We start from the raw sequence: 19,598 nt of genomic DNA, 5'->3' as shown, positions 1-19,598 counted from the left end.
GTGTCAATCTATTGTATGTTGCAGAAATGATTTTGCTTCAGCAATTTTTAATTTTGCTGGAAAGGAAAACTTTTCCACCTACTTTGGTCGACTATTTGACTTTGAATTCATTCAATCCCAAAAGCTAGAGGTAGATGCACGAGACTCTTTTTTTCCGTAATTATCCGAATGTCCTTTTACTTTCCCTGCATTTACCAGAAAAATCACGTCTAGACATTGATCATTCCCTGCAGGAACTCCAAGCACTCTCTTACTCCCTTGGAGCAGTGGTTCGCGATGCGTTAGTTCAACAAAGAGATCAGCCCCATCCAGCTTTCTTTTTTGGAAAAGGAAAACTGGGGCAGATCAAAGACCTCATCCACAAACACAGTATTTCATTTTTGATCACTGATGGTCAACTCAGCCCCAAACAAGCACAAAATCTAGAGAAATCTTTGCATAAGCCGGTGTTGGATAGAACTCAATTGATCTTAGAAATCTTTGGAAGAAATGCCCGTACAAGAGAGGCTAAACTTCAAATAGAACTGGCACAATCAGAGTACCTACTTCCCCGTTTGTTAGGGATGTGGAAACATTTAGACCGCGAGAGAGGTGGGATTGGTGTTTCCAGAGGAACTGGTGAAAAACAAATTGAGAAAGACAGACAAATTTTACGTCGCAAAATTGCTCATCTTAAAGAAGATCTCCAAAGAGTCGATCGTGAAAGGAACAATCAAAAAAAGCGCCGGAGTTCATGCTTACAAGTCAGCCTAGTCGGCTACACAAACGCTGGAAAATCAACGATCATGAATGCATTAACCAATGCAGATTTGCTCATTGAAAATAAGCTCTTTGCAACCTTGGATTCAACTACGAGATTGTTAGAAGAAGAGAGCAGGCCGAAAATCCTACTATCAGACACCGTTGGTTTCATTCGAAATCTGCCTCATGAATTAGTGGCATCATTCCATTCCACGCTCGAAACGATCCGTGATGCTGACCTGTTACTTCATGTTGTTGAAGTTGGAACCGAACCTGAAGAACACATCAAGACTACATTAGCTGTGCTTGACGAAATTCAAGCTGTAGGAATTCCAAAAATCTTAGTTTTCAACAAAACAGATCAACTCGATCTTTTGGAACAAGCTATTTTGAGAAGAAGTTATCCGGAAGCGGTTTTTATATCGGCCGCCAAGGGAGAGGTTACAGAACTTCAAGAGGCGATTGTCAATTTTTTTGAAAAAAGAATGGAAACTGTTCAAGTTCTGCTAGATTATCAGCACATTCGCCGCTTAGCGGAAATTTATGAATGGAGTCGGGTCAATAAAATAGACTACCGTGAAGAAGGAATTTTCCTAGAATTAACTTCTATCCCAAGTAATTTAAAACACCTCCGCCATCACCTCCCAGAAGCACAATTTGAACAGATTGAAATGACGCTGCCCAATTGATCTTAATCATTCGAATTTAGGTAACTGCCGAACCCGGAGATGCAGCTCTTCAAGAGCGCTGACAGATACCTTAGATGGCGCTTCCATCATCAGACAAGATGCACGCTGAGTTTTCGGGAAGGCCACAACATCCCTGATAGAATCAGTATCCAGTAGAAACATCATCAATCGATCAAACCCCAAGGCAATACCTCCATGAGGGGGAGCACCAAAAGAAAGAGCTTGGAGCAAGAACCCAAACTTCTCTTCAATCTCTTCGTCACTTAGCTCCAACCACTTAAACACCTGTTGCTGTATATCTTGCCGATGTATCCGGATACTACCACCACCAAGCTCAACCCCATTCAGTACCACATCATAGGCTACCGAACGGATATGCTGAGGCTCAGTCTCTCCGTACTTCTGCAAATCCTCTAAATTGGGCATTGTGAAGGGGTGATGAACAGCATGATATCGTTTATCAGATACTGAATATTCCAATAGGGGAAAATCTGTAATCCAAACGAACTTATATGTATTTTTAGGGATCAGTTTTCTGCGTCGGGCCACTTCTTTGCGCAAATTGCCAAGTGCATCATTGACTATATTTTTGTTGTCAGCTCCAAAAAGAATTAGATCCCCCACCTCCACATCCAATCGCTTTTCGATAGCGCGCTGATCTTCCACAGTGAAAAATTTCGCGATAGGTGATTGCCAACCTTCTTCGTTTATTTTAACCCAGGCCATCCCTTTGGCACCATAGATTTTGACAAATTCAGTCAATTCATCGAGTTCCTTCCGAGAAAACTCTGAGCCTCGTTTAACATTGATAGCCTTGGCGATTCCACCCCGTTCAATGGCCTCTGAAAAAACTTTGAGACCACATTGACCCGCAATGTCACTAATATCAATTAACTTTAAGTCAAATCGCAAATCTGGGGCATCAACTCCATAGTCCTGCATCGCAGTTTGATAGGGCATTCTTTCAAAGGGAGTAGAGATTTTGACATCAAGCAATGTTTCAAATAGTGAACTCAGTAAGCCTTCAACCAAATTGTAAATATCTGCAGGTTGGATGAAGCTCATTTCCAAATCTAATTGGGTAAATTCTGGCTGGCGGTTCCCCCTTAGGTCTTCATCTCTAAAACAACGAGCAATCTGCATGTATCGATCATAACCTGAGACCATCACGAGTTGCTTAAAAATCTGGGGAGATTGTGGAAGAGCATAGAAACTTCCAGGATGTACACGAGATGGGACCAAATAATCTCTAGCACCTTCTGGTGTTGACTTGGTCAGCATTGGTGTCTCAATTTCGAAGAAACCCTGATCGGCAAGAAAATTTCTAGTCTGGTGCATCGCTTTGGACCGTAATATCAAATTCTTTTGCATCGTCGGATGTCTCAAGTCCAGATAGCGATATTGTAAACGTAGGCGTTCCTCGACTTGTTCTCTTTCATCAAGGACATATGGTGGAGTTTGAGATTCACTCAAGATATTGAGTTCATGAACAATGATCTCAATTTCACCGGTAGGTAGTTTAGGGTTTAAGTTTCCATCTATTCTATTCTCAACTTTTCCTCGAACCGCAATCACAAACTCGGAGCGTATTGAATCAGCTCTTTCATGCGCTTCTGCACTAGCTTCTTTACGAAAAACGACCTGACATATTCCGGTATAATCTCTCAAATCAACAAAGATCACCCCTCCGTGGTCTCTTCGTGTTTGGCACCAACCCATCAAAGTCACTGTTTCTCCAAGATTTTCAGCTCGTAGGGTTCCACACAGGTTAGATCTTCTCCATTCCATAATCTTCTTTAGCTTCGATAATTTGTGAGTTGAGGATGACGCAAAGCCTAAACGCTAGCACAGATGATTGAAAAATCAGTCTTGATCTTATTTGAGAGGGAGTATTTAACCAATCCTCTCAAAGATTGATGGGCCGTGTATATTTGACGAAATAACGGTAGATCAGGAGCAGGAGTACTCCAAAGGCAATAGCTGTAATGAAGAACATCAAATCAAAGGGTTTCTCAACAGCAAATCCAAAACGTATGAGTAGTGTGGAAATAACATATCCCGCATTTCTAAATGTAAGCTCATAACTATCTGAATACATAAATGAAATGATCAGAATAAAGATATCAGCAAAAATAATTACTGTGAAAAGTTGTTGATAAAAACCCGTTTCAGCTACACGTTGTCCCGTTGTGTAATCATGCGTGATGAGAATGTTAATCCAATCGAAGAAATGAAAAATCGATAAAGCTAGAAAGATAACCGTCAAAAGCAGAGAGATGAGCTTTTTAAATTTCACAAACTTCGCTAAGCTCTTTACTTGGTGCAACCCAATCTTGTTTCTATTGAGGTGGTAGAAGACACCAACCAAAAGAAACATGATTAGCGCACCCACCATATCGATCATCACTGGATAAAGAACATCTGGATGAGCCATATCAAAAGAATTCTCTCCGAGATAACTCAAATCTTTGAAAACATCACGAATTATAATCAGTGAAATAATTTCAAATTGTTTGCCTATTGCTTTGGTAATTGAATTTGGAATAGTAAGGATGAGGAGGTAAACTTCATAATAAAGTAGAATGCTGAAAGGTGTATAGATCGCAAAGAGATAATTTTTACTTATTAAGTCCTCCATGAATGGAATAAGAATCGGTAAGTTTCTATTCCATGCAATCATTCCAAGGTGTCCCAGAAATGCCGTAACGGCCAAGAGGACACCAATTTTTTCCACTGAAACTAGGTTTTTTGTTGAGTTCAGTTTGTCGAAGAAGGACTCACTTCGATCAAACAAATCAACTAACATTTTATTCAAAGTAATGTTGATAGTTAGAATCTTGGACTGAGAAGTGGAGATAAATTAGAGGAAGGGTTGGATCTTTTCTGAAGGTATTACACCTTCGCGGATAATCCTAAACTTTGGTTCACTAGCATCTAACATAGTTGATGGCAGACCACCTTTTGTCACTCCACCATCTAACCAAAAGTCAACTGAGGGACCAAGTTGCTTGTAGGCTTCATCCACTGTCTGACAACTAGGGTGCCCACTCAGGTTTGCACTTGTACCAATCAGGGGTTTGTTCAGGATTCCTAACAACGCATCAACAAATTTAGAAGGAGAATAACGAACAGCGATTGTGTTCCCTTGTCCTGTTAGATAATCAGGTAGTTTTTTTTTAGCTGGCAAGACAACAGTAAGGGCTCCTGGCCAAAATTCATCTAAAAGACTGTCTACTTTTTCTGTAACAACTGCAAAATCCAAAAGCCAGTCTCTTCTGATCAGAATCAACAGAGACTTCTCGACAGGCCTTTTTTTGCAGGCAAATACCCTTTCCACAGCAGCTTTATCCATAGCGTTTCCACCCAAGCCGTAGAAAGTCTCAGTTGGGAAAACCCCTACCGCCCCCTGAAAAATCAACTGCTTCCAGTCTTCGGATTGTTTAGTAGTTAAAGGAAGTTTTGCTTGCATCAAGGACGCAACATTGTCTCCTGGCCCTCATTCAATGCAAAAGCTTGTTGAATTTGACCATTCACTCTCAAGGAATAAGTCCCAGTGGGCAGCTCAAGTTGAGCAATCATGTCTTTTCCAGTTGTGTAGGACCGCCAATTTTCACCACTTCTACGAAGTTCAAAAGCAACTTCTCCCGTATTACGCCACGTAGCTAGTCGATCCAACTGCAGAAAAAGTCCCCCTGTGGTTGGAGCTTTTGAAACCTTTTCAACTGGCAGAGGAGGTCTTACTTCCGGATATGGTTCAGCACCGCTCAAGACACGTTCAATTTCAACGAGCATTCTTTTTCGGAACTCAGACATAGGCAAGTGCCTGAAATCTCTGATATCAACTAATCTGGCCAAACTCCTAACTTTTTCTGAAAATTCGCCCGGAGGTCTTATCGAGTAAAGCTCTTGGGGGACTTCGATTTTTTCTTGCTCGGAACTACAATTTTTTAGCTTTATCTCCAAACGTCCTCCTTGCCTTCTGAAAGAAGGGTCAAGAATTTGGTCTATCCAAAAACTAAAATTTCGCTCAACCTCAATGAGGTCATCATAATCGTACTTATCAGAATACCACTTGGCATTGTTGCCAATCATAAGGCTTAGCATCAAGAAGGAGAGATCGTTATCAGTTGCTGCAACTTTTACAAGAGCATGCCAAGCGGCTTTGTCATCTGGAGTTAATTGAATTGATTCTACCGCTAGGCGATAAAGATCATCTTTATCCTGACAACTTTGATTTCTCTTGAGCAGCTCATTCAGCATCAATTGGCGATCCCCGCTGAAATCCTTTGGTTCCTCAACATACTCTGCCAGATATGTTTTTCGCTCATCTACATTTAAATTATTACCATAATCAGAGCTTCTAGAATCAACGTAATTTCTGGCTGATTCAGTATTGATTTCCGCCTCTCCAAGTTCAGTTGATTCTTCAGCAAGTTTTTGTTTTGGTTCAGGAATCACTACACCCACAGATTGTTTAGTGTACGACGTTTTTTCCAAAGCAAGTAAACCCACTTCTCCACCAATCTCACCCACAGCAAGCTGATTTTTCTCAGAGTCAACAGATGCCGCCACTAATGCCGTCTTAGAATTTTTGATTATTCTAAGAGGAGTGCCAGAATCAACGTCCCAAAGTCTGACAGTCTCGTCTTGGGAGACAGATACTAGTTGCTCTCCGCTACCATCAAAAAATATCTGATGGACAATATCGCTGTGACCAACAATGACATGTAAGAGGCTTGGCCTCTGAGGATTTGCCAAATCCCAAATCTTGACCAATCCTTCTTGACCTGATGTAGCCAACAAAGGTTTGTGGGGATGAAAAACTATATCTGTAAGATTTTTTTCATGTGCAGACGTACTTCCAACCAAAGTTGCATCTGTAGTGCGCCATATCTTGAAGGTTCTATCAGCTGATCCTGTAGCCAGTAACTCACCATCTGGTGCAATGGCCACGGTTGTCACTTGATCTTCATGCTCCTGCCGTTGGAAAATCATCCTTTTTGAATTTACATCCCAAAGAATCCACTTTCCATCAGAACCACCACTCACCAAGGTGGTGCCATCTTTGCTGAAGGCTATCGCATTTACCTTGCCTTGATGCCCTGAAAGTTCGCTGGCTGGATCATCCTGATCTAGATTCCAGAAAAGAATCTTTCCATCTGCTCCAGCTGTCACAAAGCTTGTTCCAATTGGTGAAAACCCCAGAGACTGCACTCTATGGTTTTTGGTGTCGAAGTTTTTTTCTTCTAATTTGCTTTGAAGATTCCAAAGCTTCATGGTTTTGTCCAAGGAAGCAGTGAGCAATCGCTTCCCATCTGGACTAAAGCCCAAGCCTGAGATTGATCGATCATGTGCTGGAATTGATTCCCACTGAATCAAACTACCGACCTGCCAAATTTTGATTTGACCCTTTTGAAGTGTAGCCATCACATTTGCTCCAGTTTTATCAAACCGGACCTGAATAGCTGGGGATTCTAGTTGAATTTTCTCTGGCAAAACTCCACCAACCCGAAAATTCCAAAATCTGATTACTGATTCTTCAGAAGCTGTGATCAAAGTTTGTGCGTCTGGATGCAGGTCCAAATCATGAACCGGTTTTCCAGTTTCTAAACGGAAGCCCATTTCTTCCCTATCCCAATCCCACACGATTACGGTTCCATCAGCCGCACCTGATAATAACCGATCGCCCAATTTATTGAATCGAAGTACACTGATTCTTCCAAAATGCTCGCGAAACTCCCGAACAAGAGAAAAGTCAGGAAAGCTCCATAGACGTAGCGTTCCCTCTTGGTCTGCACTTGCCAGAAGGTTACCTTTCGGATGAAGGGCAAGCGCCACAACCTCTGTGGGATGGGCTCCGATCATTTGCTTTTCGATGATCCCTTTTTCATTATTCCAATAAATTATCGAACCGTCATCACTGCCACTAAATAGTTCCGTGCCATCGACATTTTGAGCTAGGGCACTAACTGCAGTCAAATGGCCTCGAAGAACATCCTGCTCAATACCTCGCTCCAGATCCCAGATTCTGATTGTCGAATCCAAGCCGCCAGTGACAAGATGTTGAGTTATTGGACTTGATAAGAGTTCTTTCGGCCCATGACTCGCAGCGCTGATATTCTTGAGGTGTTGTCCTGTTAAGCCTTTCCAAACGGTAATGTTCAAAGCATCATCCAAGCTCACGATGAATTGATCTTCTGCACTGTAGATAGCCTTTTGAATCTTGCGACCCTCTTGATCAATCATTTGAAAAAGTTGAAATTCTTCAGCTTGTACAAAACCACTGAACAAAAGCATCATGACTAAACAAAGCCTCGAAGGGACATTCATGAAGAGCGTGCAAAGTTTCCGTAGGCATGATATTGAATTCGTCTTTTGCATAATTCGATCTGAGTTTACGAACTTTAAGATTAATATTTCTGTTTTCAAACTATGATGATTTATGACGCTTCCAGCATCACCCCTCCCTGAAGGTCCTGAAAAAGATGTGGCAATGCCACTGACCGATCACCTAACCGAACTAAGACGTCGGCTCATCATTTCTGTTGCTGTAGTTTTTGGTGGTTTTATAGTTGCGACTTCTTGTGAAATGGAGTTTCAACAGCCCATTTTAAGCCTCTTCAGGCGGCCACTCGATGCACGGAATATTCCTCTGGTCTTTGACGAATTGACTGAACCATTCTTTACTTATTTAGCAATCGGGCTTTATACATCTCTCTTTTTGACCTTTCCCATTGTTCTCTCACAGTTATGGTTGTTCATCAGCCCAGCACTCTACAATCATGAAAGAAAAGCATTCTGGCCGTTCCTTCTAGTTTCGTATCCACTTTTTGTTGGTGGTGGAATGTTTGGTTATTTTGCAGTGCTGCCTTTTGGATACGATTTTTTCCTTGGGTTTGAGAATCAATTTACATTGCCCTCCCTTCGGATGGGAGCTTATTTATCGCTAACGGTAAAATTACTTTTTGCTTTCGGTCTCATCTTTGAGTTACCAACAATCATCTACATTCTTGCGAGGATGGGACTTGTTGAAGCGGAATGGCTCAGGCAAAATCGGAAGTACTCCCTAGTCATTGTGTTTATTCTAGCAGCGATCCTTACCCCACCTGATGTCGTGACTCAAACTCTTATGGCGGGCCCACTCATTATCCTTTATGAAATCAGTATTTGGATCGCGAAAGTAGCTTCTCCCAACGAAAAGAAACCTGAGAACCGCTCAGAACCTTCCTAATTTGCCATAATGAATTGGCAAACCATCTTTCATCGTCTGCAGTGGATTTTGGGGGGAATTTCAATTGTTTTAATCCTCCCAACAATCTACTCACTTTTTGAAGATGTTGATTCAACTCCTGCCTATTTGTTCCCATCAGCTATCTCCCTAATTTTGGTCTTTTTGCTAAAAAGATTCGATCAAGGTGGTGGAATCTTTCGACTAAGGGAAGGCTTAATTTTCTTGGTTTTAAGTTACTTAATCACAATCTTCATATGCGCTATTCCAATCTGGCTGATTGCAGATGTCAGCTTGTATGAAGCTCTTTTTGAATCTACTTCTGGGCTGACAACTAGCGGTGCTACAATTTTTGAAGATGTAGAATCCTTGGCAGCCCATCTTCAATTTTGGAGAGCATTCCTTCAGTCAATTGGTGGCCTAGCGATCATACTCCTCTTCCTATATGTCCCATCAATTAAAGGGGTAACCGGGCTAAAACTTAGTCGTCAAGAAAGCATCCGAATTCAATATCCAGGAACTCAGTTTGGCAAGAAAATTTGGGGAATCCCTCAAATAATTTTCAAAATCTTATTCCTTTACATCTCCCTGCATATCCTTAGTTCTATCTGGATGGTTCTAGGTGGTTTAGACCTGCATGATGCGATTTGTCATTCATTTGGGATATGGGCTACGGCTGGATTCAGTAATTACAATGATGGATGGGCAGCTTTTGGAACGCCATTCCTAGAGTGGGGGGCCATCTTTTTTATGGTCACTGCTGGAACAAATATTCTTTTTGTGGTCCGACTTCACAGTCAAAACTGGCAAAATATTCACAATGAGTCTGAATGGCTATGGTATCTATTGGCTGTGTCACTTCTGTCAGTCACTTGCGCAATGTTGCTGAATTTTTCTGAAAATTTTCTGAATTTTGAAGAATCTCTACGCGATGGCCTCTTCCAAACAATCTCAATGGTCACAAACACTGGAATTCAATTAGAGCCTTACTTAAATTGGCCAGTTGGAGCTCAAGCCATTCTCTTTTTAGCACTGTTTGTGGGTGCTTGTACTGGTTCGAGTTCTAGTGGAATGCGGATGCAGCAGTTGGTGGTTATGTGGAAGTATATCTATACATTGAGCCGGAGAGTCTTACAACCAATGGCGATTATACCAATAAGGATCAATGGTAGAACTATTGGTGAAGATGTTTTTCAGACAATTCTTGGTTTGTTTGGAGTGCATCTAATGGTGAGTTTGCTAGGAGGATTCCTCCTGACGATTCTTTCTGAGTTAGATATTTTCAGTGCTTGGCAAATAGTATTGGTTTGTCTATGGAATTTAGGAACTGGCTTTGGATTATCTCACAATCCAGCACTGGCAGCCACCTTACCTGATTTAGGCAAAGTTCTACTCATGTTTATTATGTTGGTAGGAAGATTGGAATTATTCATTGTTCTATTACTGTGCATGCCCAGCTTCTGGAAGAGTTGAAGACTGTTGCTGTTCAAGAGTTTTTAACAATTGGGCATAAATTCCATTGAGTGAGACCAATTCTGCATGATCTCCTCTCTCAGCAATGAGACCATTTGAAATCACAAGTATGTTCGTAGAATGGCGGATCGTGCTCAACCGATGAGCTATTGCGATCACCGTCTTGTCTTTGAAAATTCTCTCGATCGCTTTCTGAATCAAATTTTCGGTCACTGAATCCACAGAGCTTGTTGCTTCATCCAAGACAAAAAGATCTGACTTTCCTGCAATAGCCCTTGCAAATACAATCAGTCTCACTTGACCTTCTGAGAGGTTTTTTCCATTTTCAAGAAGTTTAAAATCAACTTTCCCAGGTAATTTTTCAATGAATTCGTTGGCATAAACATATCGCGCAGCTTCTTCAATCTCAGACGAACCTACAGCCTCCCTTCCCAATGAAATGTTGAATCCAACACTCTCTTCAAACAAGTAAGTTTCTTGTTGTAATAGAGCAATTAAACGTTGAAGTTCTCCTCTCGGGATTGAAGATAACTCGATTCCATTAATTCTAATTGAGCCTTCATAATTGGTGTAGGTTCTAGTCAAGATTCGAAGAATAGTTGATTTGCCCGATCCCGTTGTACCAACAATCGCAACTCGGTCACCTTTATTTACTTCAAAAGTGATCCTTTTGAGGACATAGGGGGAGTCTGGTGAATAACGGAAACGAACATTTTCAAATTTCAGATTCTCAAAGACTTTTAATTTTTTTGTGATTACATTTGGTAATTGATTTTCCGAGAAAGCCACATCAGTTTTTTCCCTAAACAATTTCTCGATATTTTCCAAGGATGACATTGCTCTCTGAAAAACAGTCAGTTGTTGCGTAAACTCTCTTATAGGGACAAAGATTCTGTTCAATGTATTTATAAATCCTATCAGGGTACCCACTGTGACCGTCTCATCCAGGATTTCATGGGCGCCATACCAGATCATCAGTGCCATAGCGATAGAGGTGATTCCTTCAATTACAGAGAACAGAGTTGCATCGTAGAAATTAGAGCGTGATTGTGCGTGAAGGAAATGCTGTGTTTTTTCCTCATACTGCTTCTGCACTTTACTTTCAGCTGCATAAAGCTGGACTGTTTTTACCCCGTTTAAACACTCCTGCAGAAAACCCGTTGCCAGGGCTAGGGCTTCCCGCGTCAGGTTGTAATAGAGACGAAGTTTTGCCCTCAAATAATTGCTGATGAAATAAATAACAGGCAGGATGAACAAAACGATCAATGTTAACTGCCAACTGAAATAAAGCAGAACTCCAAGGAGAGCGACAATTTTGAGTAAATCCGTAAATACTGATAAGACCCCAGCAGCTAGGGATTCACCCAGTGCTTCCAGATCTGTGGTGATTCTAGTAAGAATTACTCCAACAGGTCTTTGATCAAAGAAGATTCGTGGAAGGGAAAGAATATGTATGTAGAGTTCCTTGCGAAGTTCGTAAATCGCAAGTTGACCGGTCTTTTGAAGTGAAAAGGTATAAACCGCATCCGCTAGATAGCCTAAAGTAATGACACCTGCTGAAGCCCAGATCAAACTACTGAAGCCTTCAAATTGTCCCTTCATCAAATGATCATCGACAATACTAATTACTAACCAAGGCAGCATTAACGTTGCTCCCACTGTAATTGGAATCACCGTAAATCCTAGTAGGATCCAACGCCAGTTTGGCCACCAATAAGATAAAAATCTTGAAAAAGCCTGAGCGTCATTATTTCTTGTTACATTATAGTCTGGGATTTTCCTGGTGATCAGAGCGGAGATGAATTTGATCAAATGATGATGACAATCGTTGTTGGGTTGAATTTAGCTAAACTTTAATTCAGTTCTTCGGCCTTGCGGGTCAATTCGCCAATATTCTCTAGTGCTTAGCCAATCGGGGATAATATGGAGTGATTTTGAGGAGTCTTGCAGCGAATACTCAAATCTTTTGTGGAAATGTCCTAGAAAAAACTCATCTACTTCTTCTAACGAAGCCTCAGCAAATTCTTCTAAGTGATTTATTGGTAATTGGATCTTAAATGCCTGATTAGATTGAACCATTTTTGCCTCCAAGTTTTCTGCAATTTTGTTTGCAAGTAAACTTGGGAGACATTTGAAAAGAATCTCAAATGCCTGGGAATGAGAAAGTGCATACCACCTTAGATAATTCTTGTCATCTCGATTGACCTGATCCCCATGTTCAAAACCAAATCGCTTGCTTCCCCAAGTTAAAAAACCCTTTCCCAATGCAACTTGACTGAATGGCAACACTGATTTCTTTAGCTGCTCTTGATTTCTTGGCAGTAGGAATTCACGATTTCCAGCCACAAGAATCACATTGTTGGACCTGTCACATAATCTACGAAATGCTCTCAAGACTTCTTTATGAAGATTCGTCCAATATCGCTGATCAGCTAACCAAAGCTTAAAAAGATCACCCAAGCATATCAAAGTATGGACGTCATTGAGTGAATCTAAGAAATCAATGAATTCACCATAAGGTGCAGCATCGTAATCTAGGTGAGAATCAGTCACTAAGTAAAGGTTTCCGTCTGGATCAGGTATTGAGATATCAAACATTCTTTGTGACGAATTCGGCGAAACTTGCTTCGTGTAGTTTCCTTATTTTGAGATCTGGAATTCCATATAAGATTTCTTGAGCTTCGCCCAAAAACTTTTTCATCAATGATAAGGTTTTTTCTTTCGGGTCTTCCTTCAATTTACTTATCAACTCCAAAATTACTTTCTTATTAGGGTTTTCGATTTTTTGCTGCCATTCTTCTAGTTCAGGATCAGATAAATCCCTCAACCAAATATTTAAAGGGAAAAAGCTTAGTTTCGCAGTAATTTTCTCCTTTAACAGCTGGGTATCATCAAGAATTTTAAGATCGTTTTTAAGAACTAGGGCAACCCCCCATTTCTCACCAAAAGTCATTAGTTGTTCTTGTAAATTCGAGTTGGCTCCTCCCCAGATAGCGCCACATTTTGCGGCTGCAGCCAATAAGCTAGCATCTTTTTCCCTGTAGACTTGCAAACATTTTTCAGGATCATTATGAGAAGAAGACCTTTCGGAAACTTCTAGAATTTGCCCCCTGGCGATACTTCTAGTAGCCCATGAAACGCATTGCAGAATTTCAATTTGATCTAATCGTGTAAGAGTTTGAAATGAAATTGATAGTAAATAGTCTCCCAGTAATAGACTTGCTTCATTGCCCCACAAACTATCCAAACTTCTCATTTGCCTTCTAGTATGATTCGTTTCCGTAATGTTGCGATGAAGTACGGATGCAATATGCAAGAACTCCAGAGTGCTGGCAGTATGATAGGCTGCCTCAGGCTGGTCAGGTTGAAAAAGTTCAGAACATCTGAGGACAAGGAAGGATCGGTATGGAGTGTAATGAGAGTCGATCAAATAACGAATAATATCTGATAAGAAGGGAACAGGACCTTGAAGATTTGTTTTAATCGCAGAATTGATCCTTTGAACTTCTGATTCAAACAATAACGAAGAGGAATCCGACATATTTTTTAATTTTGTAGAATTCCTGGACGACTTAGATGATAGGCTTCGACTAATACCGCAGTAAGGATGAGTGCAAAACCGATGATTGGCCAATACGGACTCAATCTACTGCGAATACTTTGTAGATGATAGTCAAGGAGAAACATTGCATAAACAAACCAAACCCCTACTGAGAGAAGTAGCCGCCAAGATGTTTCACCAATCAAAATACTTTTGCTGAGCATCACCCCCAAGACTACTCCTATGCTCAACAGTAGGAATCCCCATTTTATTGCAACATAGCTTGTTTTTTCTAATGTGCCTAAGGCTGGCATCCTTAGTCGAAGGACTCCCTCCAATTTAGTCTTAAGTCGATAATTTTGGTAAACAAACAGGCTGCTTGCAAGGCAAGCCAAGCTGAAAAATGTGTATCCACCAATAGTACTAATAATGTGGGTCAAAAGCGCAGTTTGATAAATCCAGGGCTCTTGATTGCTCAAGGCAAGTGCCGGAATGCCACCCTGTGCAATACTGATTGAAAGGATAAGAATAAGAACCGCAAATATTGGTAGAATCTCTACTTGTATGAGCTTAGATATTGGCGCATGAAACCAAATCAGCCCACCTATGCTAAGCCATGCTACAAAACTCAGTACATCACTGATGAACATGGTTGGCCAGAAAGCTTCCCACCACCATAATCTGATTATCAAGGTGCCGGCATGTAGTAACCAAAAAACATAGAAGATTCTCTGACTCCACCTCAAAAGCTTAGAGTTGTGATTTAGTGATTGAGAGAGTCTAACTCCCCAACTGAAAAGATAACCAAATACACAACCCCACATTCCTGTTTGTAGTAACCAGTTCACGGTACTGGCCTTAAATCAAGTACTCTGAATTGAAGAGCATTTTGGTTGAACCTGCTGATAATTTGAGGGCTTACCACCATATCAAAATTCCCTCCTAAATGGGGGTACCAATCTGAACTATCCCAGGCGACTACCTCATATTGTTGATCATCATTTATGAGATTAAATTTTAGGTGGTTATTTCCAAACAATGAAATGGAATGAGGTTTAGCCTGCCTGATTCCAATCACTGGTTCGGGATTATTGGTACCAAAAGGTGCCAGTCTTACTAAATCGCTAGCTAACTGGGGAGTCAGGTCTTCTTCATTTATCCAAGTTTCTATTTCTAAAAAATTCTCACCAATTTGTTTCTCTAATTCTTTTCCTCCCATTAAATATTGAAATTGTTCACAAAAAGCTTCCATGTTTTTCGCCATCAAGCTCAGACCAGCTGCAGCCTGATGACCACCAAACCTTTCTAAAACATCAGAACAGTTTTCAAGTACTGAGCGCACGTCAAACCCGTCTAAACTTCGTGCACTACCACCAAGAAGCTCTCCTTGGTTTCGAGTCAGAGCTAATGTGGTTTTTTGAAATTGGCGGGAAATCTTAGTCGCAATATTCCCCATCACACCCGGATGCCAGTTCTCATCAAACAAAATGATCGCGTTGAGGTGCTTCTGTTCAGAAGCCTGTCTCAAAGCACTATGAAAAATTTCTCTCTCGATTGTTTGACGTTCGCTGTTCAACTGAAGCAATTTATCAGCATAGGGCCTGGCTTCGTTCAAGGAGTGCGAAAGTAGGAGGCGGGCACCGATACGTGGGTCACTGAGTCGCCCCACTGCATTTATTTTAGGAGCTATTTTAAAGCTGATTGTGGTGGGAGTTATTCTACCTCGCTGATTACTTGCTCTCATCAACGCCTGAAGTCCGGGCCGGGGGTGATCGTTCAGCACTTCCAAACCAGCCTGAACAAAGAATCGATTTTCGCCTGTCAGAGGTACTCTATCAGCTATCGTTGCAAGGCATACCAAATCCAAATCCCTCATTAAATTCGGCCTAATGTAGCTTGTCCCCTGCCAATAACCCTTCTCTGTCAAGGTTTGATCCAAGGCTTGTAAAAGCTTATAAGCCACACCAGTACCACACAAACCCTTGAAAGGATACTTACAGTTGGGTTGATGAGGGTTGATCATTGCCGTAGCGTTTGGAATCTCTTCACCTAGAAGATGATGATCCGTGATCAGCAATTCCATGCCAAGTTCACGAATTATCAGAGCTTCTTCTACAGCAGTTGCTCCGTTATCAACGGTTAGAATGAGGTCCGTTTTTCGGCTTTTGAGCTCAACCAAGGTTGTCTCAGTCAGTCCGTAGCCGTCTTTCAAGCGCTCGGGGATGAAATAATGCGCCCTAAGACCGATTCTTTTGAGATATCGATATAGAATTACCGCACCAGCGGTACCATCAACGTCATAATCTCCGTAGACAACCAAAGATTCCCCATGGCTAAGAGCCTTCAAAATTCTCTCGACAGCTGTCTCCATATCAGCCATCAAGAAAGGATCCGAACAATGCTCAAAGCAGGGATACAAAAAAGCTTCAATTTCCTCCAACTTTTCTAGTTGGCGAATTGTCAGAAGCTCTGCAACTACCTTTGACAACCCTAATTCTCTGCGAATACGGTTGACAAGAAACGTCGATGAAGCTGATTCCAAATCCTGCCACGACAGGTCCCGAAAACTAGGGAGCTTTGTCATGTGAGGACCAATTAAACCATTAAAATTTATGTGGAAAAATTACATTTAATCTAACAAGAAAATTAAAATAAGTCTACTCTGCTGCATATGGTCCAAAGTGTGGCTATTAAAAAATTATATTGATAATTTTGAGTTGAATCTGCCTGGGATCATGAGTTGTAGGGTTGCTTTCTGAGGAGCCATTTCAGACCATAAAGAGACATTCAAGTTCATCTGAACAAACGAACCCGTGGTCATCTTCAGAGGAATTGAAACTATGGATCCTAACAGAATCCAAGAGATAAATTCTTCTAAACCTGGATTATGACCAACGATCAGAAGTGATTGGATCTTTTCTGGAACTTTCTGAATTCTACAAAGTATGTCTTCTTTAGAGGCGTGATAAAGCTCCTTTTCTTTTTCAATTGTGAAGGGTGTAGACATTCCCCGACAAAAACCAGTTGAAGTATCAAGCGTTCTCCTTGAGGGTGAAGTTACTATCAACTCCGGTGGAGAGTTCAGCATCGCTGCGACATTCGCCAGACCAAAGAGATTCTCTTTGCCTCTTTTATTCAGTGGCCTATCAAAATCAGAAAGTTTTGAATTGTCCCAAGCAGATTTAGCATGCCTCAGTAGATATAGAGTCTTTGGTTGATTCTGAGCTATTTTATTCATGTCGTCATGCTGCAAATCTAGTCAACTCTTTTGAAGAAAATTCACTATCTCTGATAAAACATAGTCTTGAGAAGTTTGTTCCAACATAGGGTGGTGGCCTGCTTTCTCAACGAATATAGATTTCACTTCAGATCTTTTCGACTGCTTTTGCAAAAGACTACTTACTCCAGGACCGATCACATCATCCTGTCCACCTTCTACAACAAGAATTTTTTGCTCCAATTGTGGGAGAATTTCCAAAACTAGATCCTGAAGACCAATCAATTGCAACACGGCTTTCAAGGAGTGCTCTGAGTAGCCCTGCCACTCTAGATCACTTCTATTTTTTTCTTTGGGAAAGGTACTTTTAAAGAATGCAAGCAGCCAGATCAAATGCCTTTTCCAATTTGGGAGATTTAACTGAAGTGCTGGCGCAACAAGAACCATCTTTTTTGGACGAATGGTCTGTAAACATGCCAGCCAAAGCGCAAGCAGACCTCCAGCGGATTCACCAGCCACGAAGGTTTCATAGCAATGATCATTCAATTGTTGCCAGCATTGTTCTGCCCGTTCGGCCCAATCTCGCCAAGTGGTTGTGTCTAATTTTTCAAGACTTTCTCCGTGACCCGGAAGTAATGGTGCGGAAATAGTCCAATCGAGTTCACCAAGTGGACTGGCTATCGGGCGAACAGAGTTAGTTGTTGCAGTAAGACCGTGAAGGAGGAGAATACCTCGACTACTTCTCTTTTCAAAAAAGCTATCTCCGGCCAAATGTGGATTTACTAAGTTTTTGGGATCAATCACTTCACAATCTTTCTTTCAATTCATCTTGCAAAATTAGCAAATTACCGAAAATCATTTATTAGGATTGGTAAAAATTCAATGATTCATTTGAAGAAACTGATGTGATTTTTAAGATTTCAAATTACATCTGGTAATGATTCTTTCTTGAAAGAACACCACATCATAAAATAGTTAAAATAATGATTGAAGTTATTGAAATATCAAGAAATTTTGGAAAATTTCAAGCTGTCAATAAAGTTTCTTTTCAAGTTCGAAAGGGCGAGGTACTTGGCTTCTTGGGTCCAAACGGCGCAGGTAAATCTACGACCATGAAAATGTTAACTGGCTATCTACAGCCAAGCAGTGGGGATGCTTTGATTTGTGGCCTCAGTGTCACCAAACAATCAATCAAAGCAAGGGCGGAAATTGGCTACCTTCCAGAGAGTGCACCTTCCTACAGTGAAATGCAGGTAGAAGAGTTTCTGAGATTCGCTGGCAAAGTTAGGGGACTTAAAGGGAAAAGGTTAGATTTCCAAATTGAAAAAGTTCTGGAAGAAACCTCATTGAAGACTGTAAGAAATCAACTTATTGAGACTCTTTCAAAAGGTTACCGCCAGCGTACCTGTCTTGCTCAGTCCCTGCTTCATGACCCACCCGTCTTACTATTAGATGAACCCACAGATGGCCTCGACCCGAACCAAAAACATGAGGTTCGAAAACTGATCAACCAATTGAAGGAAGATCGGACAATTTTAGTTTCTACCCATATTCTAGAGGAGGTTGAGGCAATTTGCTCCAGAGCAATCATCATCTCGGAAGGCAAAATTGTTGGTGATGGAACTCCAGAAGAACTTCTTTCGAAGTCCATCTACCACAACGCAATTAACTTAAAAATTAGTGCACAATCCAATCAGGATATTCAACAAATTCTCTTCGGTATTCCCTCTGTTGACAAAGTTGAGATCCATGGTTCCAACCACCAAACCCTGGGATTCGTTATTTTGGCAAAGCAAGGAAAACCCATTTTGGAAGAAGTCAAGGAACGTCTCGATCAGAACAACGTCAAAATTGCAGAGATGTATGTGGAAAAAGGTCGTTTAGACGAGGTATTCCGCCAAATGACTGCAATGGAGGCAGTATGAACGGAATAGTCCCCATTTTCGAACGCGAACTTTATGCATACTTTCGGTCACCAGTTGCTTATATCTTTATCATAGTATTTTTGATGGCATCCACCAGTTGCACATTTTTCTTGGGAGGTTTTTACGAATCACAACAAGCCAGCCTTGAAATTTTCTTCTTGTTTCATCCTTGGCTATATCTCTTCCTAATTCCTGCAGTCGGTATGAGGCTCTGGGCTGAAGAACGTCGTTCAGGAACAGCCGAATTGTTGCTGACTTTTCCAATACATCCTTTCACAGCTGTGCTAGGAAAATTTCTGGCTGGTTGGATTTTTATTGGCCTAGGCCTCCTGCTAACTTTTCCAATGATCATTACAGTAAATTATCTAGGACAACCTGATTACGGACCAATTTTTACAGGATATTTGGGGAGTTTTCTAATGGCAGGAGCTTATCTAGCAATATCAATATTCACTTCAGCTCTCACGAAGAATCAGGTGATCAGCTTTATTCTCAGTGTTGTCATCTGTCTAATTTTAGTCCTTTTGGGTTGGGGTGTTTTTACTGACTCATTAAATAATCTATTTCCTGTTTGGATTGCAGATTTAATCAGTCAATTCAGCTTCACCGCTCATTTTGATGCCATCAGGAGAGGCGTGATTGATTTTAGAGATGTGATTTATTTCTATAAATCTATTATTAGATTTTCTGTATAAAGATAGTGGCTCTAGGTTAAGTTTTTTAATTATTATCGGTCCTAATTCCCAATTACCATAGTGGGCAGATACAAATATAATTCCTTTTT

16 protein-coding genes are annotated in these 19,598 nt (G+C 41.0%); 5 read left to right on the top strand and 11 right to left on the bottom strand.

Annotated elements, in window-relative coordinates; all coding sequences use genetic code 11:
- The first annotated feature begins 134 nt into the window (after positions 1-134).
- Positions 135-1,430, top strand: a complete 1,296-nt coding sequence (gene hflX, locus P8O70_15825) for a GTPase HflX (GenBank protein MDG2198311.1) — start codon at positions 135-137, stop codon at positions 1,428-1,430.
- A gap of 6 nt (positions 1,431-1,436) precedes the next feature.
- On the opposite strand, the gene aspS is transcribed toward hflX, so the two are convergent.
- The 4 genes from aspS to P8O70_15805 form a co-directional block, all read right to left on the bottom strand.
- Positions 1,437-3,218, bottom strand: a complete 1,782-nt coding sequence (gene aspS, locus P8O70_15820; protein MDG2198310.1) for an aspartate--tRNA ligase — start codon at positions 3,216-3,218, stop codon at positions 1,437-1,439.
- A gap of 118 nt (positions 3,219-3,336) precedes the next feature.
- Positions 3,337-4,164 carry a hypothetical protein gene (locus P8O70_15815; protein MDG2198309.1) on the bottom strand — a complete coding sequence of 276 codons (828 nt, stop codon included), beginning with the start codon at positions 4,162-4,164 and terminating at the stop codon, positions 3,337-3,339.
- A 126-nt stretch (positions 4,165-4,290) separates the two neighbouring features.
- On the bottom strand, positions 4,291-4,899 hold the full coding sequence (locus tag P8O70_15810) for an L-threonylcarbamoyladenylate synthase (GenBank protein MDG2198308.1): 609 nt from the start codon (positions 4,897-4,899) through the stop codon (positions 4,291-4,293).
- Positions 4,899-7,730, bottom strand: a complete 2,832-nt coding sequence (locus P8O70_15805) for a hypothetical protein (GenBank protein MDG2198307.1) — start codon at positions 7,728-7,730, stop codon at positions 4,899-4,901. The genes P8O70_15810 and P8O70_15805 overlap by 1 nt, the downstream gene beginning before the upstream one ends.
- 142 nt (positions 7,731-7,872) lie before the next feature.
- On the opposite strand from P8O70_15805, the gene tatC reads away from it, so the two are divergent.
- On the top strand, positions 7,873-8,661 hold the full coding sequence (gene tatC / locus P8O70_15800) for a twin-arginine translocase subunit TatC (GenBank protein ID MDG2198306.1): 789 nt from the start codon (positions 7,873-7,875) through the stop codon (positions 8,659-8,661).
- A 9-nt stretch (positions 8,662-8,670) separates the two neighbouring features.
- Positions 8,671-10,131: a potassium transporter TrkG gene (locus P8O70_15795; GenBank protein MDG2198305.1), complete on the top strand. Its 1,461-nt coding sequence runs from the start codon at positions 8,671-8,673 to the stop codon at positions 10,129-10,131.
- Here P8O70_15795 and P8O70_15790 read toward each other — a convergent pair.
- From P8O70_15790 to P8O70_15760, 7 genes are all read right to left on the bottom strand, one after another.
- Positions 10,099-11,805, bottom strand: a complete 1,707-nt coding sequence (locus P8O70_15790) for an ABC transporter ATP-binding protein (GenBank protein ID MDG2198304.1) — start codon at positions 11,803-11,805, stop codon at positions 10,099-10,101. The genes P8O70_15795 and P8O70_15790 overlap by 33 nt on opposite strands.
- Positions 11,806-11,973: 168 nt before the next feature.
- A complete protein-coding gene (locus tag P8O70_15785) occupies positions 11,974-12,684 on the bottom strand; it encodes a metallophosphoesterase (GenBank protein MDG2198303.1) in 711 nt (236 codons plus the stop codon).
- Between the two features lie 37 nt (positions 12,685-12,721).
- Complete coding sequence (locus P8O70_15780) at positions 12,722-13,672, bottom strand: polyprenyl synthetase family protein (GenBank protein ID MDG2198302.1); 951 nt, start codon at positions 13,670-13,672, stop codon at positions 12,722-12,724.
- A 5-nt stretch (positions 13,673-13,677) separates the two neighbouring features.
- Positions 13,678-14,364 carry a cytochrome c biogenesis protein CcsA gene (ccsA, locus tag P8O70_15775; GenBank protein ID MDG2198301.1) on the bottom strand — a complete coding sequence of 229 codons (687 nt, stop codon included), beginning with the start codon at positions 14,362-14,364 and terminating at the stop codon, positions 13,678-13,680.
- A 152-nt stretch (positions 14,365-14,516) separates the two neighbouring features.
- Positions 14,517-16,256: a single-stranded-DNA-specific exonuclease RecJ gene (gene recJ / locus P8O70_15770; GenBank protein MDG2198300.1), complete on the bottom strand. Its 1,740-nt coding sequence runs from the start codon at positions 16,254-16,256 to the stop codon at positions 14,517-14,519.
- Between the two features lie 114 nt (positions 16,257-16,370).
- Positions 16,371-16,910 (bottom strand): histidine phosphatase family protein, encoded by a 540-nt coding sequence (locus tag P8O70_15765; GenBank protein MDG2198299.1) that lies wholly within the window; start codon positions 16,908-16,910, stop codon positions 16,371-16,373.
- Between the two features lie 21 nt (positions 16,911-16,931).
- Positions 16,932-17,693 (bottom strand): alpha/beta fold hydrolase, encoded by a 762-nt coding sequence (locus P8O70_15760; GenBank protein ID MDG2198298.1) that lies wholly within the window; start codon positions 17,691-17,693, stop codon positions 16,932-16,934.
- 179 nt (positions 17,694-17,872) lie between these two features.
- Between P8O70_15760 and P8O70_15755 the strand changes: the two genes are divergently transcribed.
- Complete coding sequence (locus tag P8O70_15755) at positions 17,873-18,814, top strand: ABC transporter ATP-binding protein (GenBank protein ID MDG2198297.1); 942 nt, start codon at positions 17,873-17,875, stop codon at positions 18,812-18,814.
- On the top strand, positions 18,811-19,509 hold the full coding sequence (locus P8O70_15750) for an ABC transporter permease (protein MDG2198296.1): 699 nt from the start codon (positions 18,811-18,813) through the stop codon (positions 19,507-19,509). Before P8O70_15755 ends, P8O70_15750 begins: the two co-directional genes overlap by 4 nt.
- The last annotated feature ends 89 nt before the right edge of the window (positions 19,510-19,598 follow it).

The sequence above is a fragment of the SAR324 cluster bacterium genome, from assembly GCA_029245725.1.
Lineage (GTDB): Bacteria > SAR324 > SAR324 > SAR324 > NAC60-12 > JCVI-SCAAA005.
This window is presented reverse-complemented; position numbering and strand designations above follow the sequence as displayed.

What these genes read in the sequence shown, in the direction of transcription:
- hflX (MDG2198311.1), top strand. Translation starts at nt 135, where the DNA reads ATGCACGAGACTCTTTTTTTCCGTAATTATCCGAATGTCCTTTTACTT.
- aspS (MDG2198310.1), bottom strand. Translation starts at nt 3,218, where the DNA reads ATGGAATGGAGAAGATCTAACCTGTGTGGAACCCTACGAGCTGAAAAT.
- P8O70_15810 (MDG2198308.1), bottom strand. Translation starts at nt 4,899, where the DNA reads ATGCAAGCAAAACTTCCTTTAACTACTAAACAATCCGAAGACTGGAAG.
- P8O70_15805 (MDG2198307.1), bottom strand. Translation starts at nt 7,730, where the DNA reads ATGATGCTTTTGTTCAGTGGTTTTGTACAAGCTGAAGAATTTCAACTT.
- tatC (MDG2198306.1), top strand. Translation starts at nt 7,873, where the DNA reads ATGACGCTTCCAGCATCACCCCTCCCTGAAGGTCCTGAAAAAGATGTG.
- P8O70_15795 (MDG2198305.1), top strand. Translation starts at nt 8,671, where the DNA reads ATGAATTGGCAAACCATCTTTCATCGTCTGCAGTGGATTTTGGGGGGA.
- P8O70_15780 (MDG2198302.1), bottom strand. Translation starts at nt 13,672, where the DNA reads ATGTCGGATTCCTCTTCGTTATTGTTTGAATCAGAAGTTCAAAGGATC.
- recJ (MDG2198300.1), bottom strand. Translation starts at nt 16,256, where the DNA reads ATGACAAAGCTCCCTAGTTTTCGGGACCTGTCGTGGCAGGATTTGGAA.
- P8O70_15765 (MDG2198299.1), bottom strand. Translation starts at nt 16,910, where the DNA reads ATGAATAAAATAGCTCAGAATCAACCAAAGACTCTATATCTACTGAGG.
- P8O70_15755 (MDG2198297.1), top strand. Translation starts at nt 17,873, where the DNA reads ATGATTGAAGTTATTGAAATATCAAGAAATTTTGGAAAATTTCAAGCT.
- P8O70_15750 (MDG2198296.1), top strand. Translation starts at nt 18,811, where the DNA reads ATGAACGGAATAGTCCCCATTTTCGAACGCGAACTTTATGCATACTTT.